This is a genomic window from Agromyces sp. Y575 (assembly GCF_059445445.1).
The window spans coordinates 1-5,648 of the sequence record NZ_JCAIUI010000007.1 but is presented as its reverse complement, the minus strand read 5'-3'; the positions used below and the strand labels follow the sequence as shown (position 1 = coordinate 5,648).

Sequence of the window (5,648 nt, the reverse complement as noted above, 5' to 3'; positions counted from 1 at the left end):
TGTCCGGCGGTGTCCTACTCTCCCACAGGGTCCCCCCTGCAGTACCATCGGCGCTGCGAGTCTTAGCTTCCGGGTTCGGAATGTGTCCGGGCGTTTCCCTCGCGCTATGGCCGCCGAAACTCTTGCCACACCGCAGCCCGCCACGTGTTGTGGGGTGGGTGTGTGGTCTCGGTGACCGCACCGTGCCCGGGTGACAGCCCCGTGTGGGGTTGCGTTCTCGGGTGGTGCGGGTACAACTGTTGAGTTGTGTGTTGGGTTTCCGTCTGAAGGGAACCACAGAGTGGACGCGGGCAATCTTGGCCACACACACGGCCTTTACATGAAATGTGTTCAAACGTGTGAGTGTAGTGATTATCAAGTTATCGGCTTATTAGTACCGGTCAGCTCCGAGAGTCTTTAGTCCTCTCTTCCACATCCGGCCTATCAACCCAGTCGTCTGGCTGGGAGCCTCTCCCCCGAAGGGATGGAAATCTCATCTCGAGGCCGGCTTCCCGCTTAGATGCTTTCAGCGGTTATCCATCCCGAACGTAGCTAACCAGCGGTGCTCCTGGCGGAACAACTGGCACACCAGAGGTTCGTCCAACCCGGTCCTCTCGTACTAGGGTCAGATCCTCTCAAATTTCCTACGCGCGCAGCGGATAGGGACCGAACTGTCTCACGACGTTCTAAACCCAGCTCGCGTACCGCTTTAATGGGCGAACAGCCCAACCCTTGGGACCTACTCCAGCCCCAGGATGCGACGAGCCGACATCGAGGTGCCAAACCATGCCGTCGATATGGACTCTTGGGCAAGATCAGCCTGTTATCCCCGAGGTACCTTTTATCCGTTGAGCGACAGCGCTTCCACAAGCCACTGCCGGATCACTAGTCCCGACTTTCGTCCCTGCTCGACCTGTCAGTCTCACAGTCAAGCTCCCTTGTGCACTTACACTCGCCACCTGATTGCCAACCAGGTTGAGGGAACCTTTGGGCGCCTCCGTTACTTTTTGGGAGGCAACCGCCCCAGTTAAACTACCCACCAGGCACTGTCCCTGAACCGGATCACGGTTCGAAGTTAGATATCCAGAGTGACCAGAGTGGTATTTCAACATTGACTCCACCGACACTAGCGTGCCAGCTTCAAAGTCTCCCACCTATCCTACACAAGCCACACCGAACACCAATACCAAGCTGTAGTAAAGGTCACGGGGTCTTTCCGTCCTGCTGCGCGTAACGAGCATCTTTACTCGTAATGCAATTTCGCCGAGTTCGCGGTTGAGACAGCTGGGAAGTCGTTACGCCATTCGTGCAGGTCGGAACTTACCCGACAAGGAATTTCGCTACCTTAGGATGGTTATAGTTACCACCGCCGTTTACTGGGGCTTAAATTCTCAGCTTCGCCTTGCGGCTAACCGGTCCTCTTAACCTTCCAGCACCGGGCAGGCGTCAGTCCGTATACATCGTCTTGCGACTTAGCACGGACCTGTGTTTTTAGTAAACAGTCGCTTCCCACTGGTCTCTGCGGCCCTGCAGCGCTTCCCGGAGCAAGTCCGTTCACGCCTTAGGCCCCCCTTCTCCCGAAGTTACGGGGGCATTTTGCCGAGTTCCTTAACCACGATTCTCTCGATCTCCTTGGTATTCTCTACCTGACCACCTGAGTCGGTTTGGGGTACGGGCGGCTAGAACCTCGCGTCGATGCTTTTCTCGGCAGCATAGGATCACCAACTTTTTATCCGCATCGTGTCTCAGCCTTGATGAGCGACGGATTTGCCTATCGCTCGGCCTACGCACTTGCCCCGGGACTACCATCGCCCGGGATTGGCTACCTTCCTGCGTCACACCTGTTAATACGCTCACTCCACCAGATGGGGTCGCATGCCGCCTCACGATCGTCCCCGAAGGGATCCACGCGTCTTGGGATGCTTAGCACTCCTGATTTCGTGTTGGCGGTTCTTCGCCGGTACGGGAATATCAACCCGTTGTCCATCGACTACGCCTGTCGGCCTCGCCTTAGGTCCCGACTTACCCAGGGCAGATTAGCTTGACCCTGGAACCCTTGGTCTTCCGGAGGACGGGTTTCTCACCCGTCTTTCGCTACTCATGCCTGCATTCTCACTCGTGTGGCCTCCACGGCTGGTTCACACCGCCGCTTCACTGCCCACACGACGCTCTCCTACCCATCAACACGGCTGGACCACGAAGGCCTACCATTAATGTCAATGCCACAACTTCGGTGGCGTGCTTGAGCCCCGTTACATTGTCGGCGCGGAATCACTTGACCAGTGAGCTATTACGCACTCTTTCAAGGGTGGCTGCTTCTAAGCCAACCTCCTGGTTGTCTGTGCAACTCCACATCCTTTCCCACTTAGCACGCGCTTAGGGACCTTAGTTGGTGGTCTGGGTTGTTTCCCTCTCGACGATGAAGCTTATCCCCCACCGTCTCACTGCTGCGCTCTCACTTACCGGCATTCGGAGTTTGGCTGACGTCAGTAACCTTTTAGGGCCCATCGGCCATCCAGTAGCTCTACCTCCGGCAAGAAACACGCAACGCTGCACCTAAATGCATTTCGGAGAGAACCAGCTATCACGAAGTTTGATTGGCCTTTCACCCCTATCCACAGCTCATCCCCTCCATTTTCAACTGAAGTGGGTTCGGTCCTCCACGACGTCTTACCGTCGCTTCAACCTGGCCATGGATAGATCACTTCGCTTCGGGTCTAGGACCTGCGACTGAATCGCCCTATTCAGACTCGCTTTCGCTACGGCTGCCCCTCACGGGTTAACCTCGCCACAAATCACTAACTCGCAGGCTCATTCTTCAAAAGGCACGCTGTCACCCCAACAAGGAGGCTCCAACGGTTTGTAAGCAAACGGTTTCAGGTACTATTTCACTCCCCTCCCGGGGTACTTTTCACCTTTCCCTCACGGTACTTGTCCGCTATCGGTCATCTGGGAGTATTTAGGCTTATCAGGTGGTCCTGACAGATTCACACGGGATTTCTCGGGCCCCGTGCTACTTGGGATACCTCTCCGGGCCGCCAGGCATTTCGACTACGGGACTCACACCCACTCCGGTCCGGCTTTCAATCCGGTTCGTCTATACCTGACGCGTCACCGTGACTGCACGGCAGTACAGTCCGAAAGGTCCCACAACCCCGACCATGCAACCCCTGCCGGGTATCACACATGGCTCGGTTTAGCCTCTTCCGCGTTCGCTCGCCACTACTAACGGAATCACTGTTGTTTTCTCTTCCTGTGGGTACTGAGATGTTTCACTTCCCCACGTTCCCTCTACCCGCCCTATATATTCAGGCGGGAGTCACCAGGTCACCCAAAGGGCCTGGCGGGGTTTCCCCATTCGGAAATCCTCGGATCAAAGCTCGTTTATCAGCTCCCCGAGGCTTATCGCAGATTACGACGTCCTTCTTCGGCTCCAGATGCCAAGGCATCCACCGTTTGCTCTTAAAAACTTGAAATCACATGAGATCGAATCGTGCAACACCACCCAAAGGCGATGCTGCGAAATTGACCAGTGAACACACCAAACAACACCCCCGAAAGGATGCTCTTGGCGATTCACCTTTTGTGAAACAGCCCCAAAGGGCTATTTCTAAGATGCTCGCGTCCACTATGTAGTTCTCAACAGACGGCCAGAACCCCCACCACCTACCGAATCAAAACCATCGGCATCAGTGAAGGCCTGCAAGAAACCATCACCCCCCACCACCCTCCGAAGAGAGCGCCAAGGGTTGTCCGGTCCCTCAGGACCCAACAGCGTGCACGTACCAGCCTCCCCCAACCAAACCCTTCCAATCACCCACAAGTGAGCAACGTACTGAGTCCAGCCGAAATCAACCGGCACCTATGTCAATGTTCCACCCATGAGCAACCAGCGAGCCACAAAGGACCCGATCTGGTCTGCACTGCGAAAGCCCGAAGACTTCCGAGTTGCTCCTTAGAAAGGAGGTGATCCAGCCGCACCTTCCGGTACGGCTACCTTGTTACGACTTAGTCCTAATCACCGATCCCACCTTCGACAGCTCCCTCCTTGCGGTTAGGCCACTGGCTTCGGGTGTTACCGACTTTCATGACTTGACGGGCGGTGTGTACAAGGCCCGGGAACGTATTCACCGCAGCGTTGCTGATCTGCGATTACTAGCGACTCCGACTTCATGAGGTCGAGTTGCAGACCTCAATCCGAACTGAGACCGGCTTTTTGGGATTCGCTCCGCCTTACGACATCGCAGCCCTTTGTACCGGCCATTGTAGCATGCGTGAAGCCCAAGACATAAGGGGCATGATGATTTGACGTCATCCCCACCTTCCTCCGAGTTGACCCCGGCAGTCTCATATGAGTTCCCACCATTACGTGCTGGCAACATACGACGAGGGTTGCGCTCGTTGCGGGACTTAACCCAACATCTCACGACACGAGCTGACGACAACCATGCACCACCTGTAACCGAGTGTCCAAAGAGTTCCACATTTCTGCAGCGTTCTCGGTTATGTCAAGCCTTGGTAAGGTTCTTCGCGTTGCATCGAATTAATCCGCATGCTCCGCCGCTTGTGCGGGCCCCCGTCAATTCCTTTGAGTTTTAGCCTTGCGGCCGTACTCCCCAGGCGGGGCGCTTAATGCGTTAGCTACGACACGGAAACCGTGGAAAGGTCCCCACATCTAGCGCCCAACGTTTACGGCATGGACTACCAGGGTATCTAATCCTGTTCGCTCCCCATGCTTTCGCTCCTCAGCGTCAGTTACGGCCCAGAGAACTGCCTTCGCCATCGGTGTTCCTCCTGATATCTGCGCATTCCACCGCTACACCAGGAATTCCATTCTCCCCTACCGCACTCCAGTCTGCCCGTACCCACTGCAGGCCCGAGGTTGAGCCTCGGGATTTCACAGCAGACGTGACAAACCGCCTACGAGCTCTTTACGCCCAATAATTCCGGACAACGCTCGGACCCTACGTATTACCGCGGCTGCTGGCACGTAGTTAGCCGGTCCTTTTTCTGCAAGTACCGTCAAGGAGCAAGCTCCCCTTCTTCCTTACTAAAAGAGGTTTACAACCCGAAGGCCGTCATCCCTCACGCGGCGTTGCTGCATCAGGCTTGCGCCCATTGTGCAATATTCCCCACTGCTGCCTCCCGTAGGAGTCTGGGCCGTGTCTCAGTCCCAGTGTGGCCGGTCACCCTCTCAGGCCGGCTACCCGTCGACGCCTTGGTGAGCCATTACCTCACCAACAAGCTGATAGGCCGCGAGTCCATCCCAGACCGAAAAACTTTCCACCCAAAACCATGCGGTTCCAGGTCCTATCCGGTATTAGCACCGATTTCTCAGCGTTATCCCAGAGTCCAGGGCAGGTTACTCACGTGTTACTCACCCGTTCGCCACTAATCCCCCCAGCAAGCTGGAGTTCATCGTTCGACTTGCATGTGTTAAGCACGCCGCCAGCGTTCGTCCTGAGCCAGGATCAAACTCTCCAAAAAAACTGGTTCCAACACCCGAAGGCATTGAGAGTATCAATCACTGACAGAGAAACAACTGACTACTTAGAATCAAATTGTCCATCAATCAAAGGAATCCCACCGATCCGAAAACCGGATGGGGTTCAAAAATTGGCATTGAACATAGTGCACGCTGTTGAGTTCTCAAGGAACGGACGCACCCG

3 rRNA genes are annotated in these 5,648 nt (G+C 55.6%); all 3 read right to left on the bottom strand.

Going from position 1 to position 5,648, the window contains the following annotated elements:
* Position 1 precedes the first annotated feature (1 nt).
* Positions 2 to 118 (bottom strand): 5S ribosomal RNA (gene rrf / locus AC1C2U_RS19355).
* Positions 119 to 350: 232 nt separating this feature from the next.
* Positions 351 to 3,455: ribosomal RNA gene (locus tag AC1C2U_RS19350) — 23S ribosomal RNA — on the bottom strand.
* A 483-nt stretch (positions 3,456 to 3,938) separates the two neighbouring features.
* Positions 3,939 to 5,466: ribosomal RNA gene (locus tag AC1C2U_RS19345) — 16S ribosomal RNA — on the bottom strand.
* The 16S, 23S and 5S rRNA genes sit together here, the layout of an rRNA operon.
* Between the last annotated feature and the right edge of the window lie 182 nt (positions 5,467 to 5,648).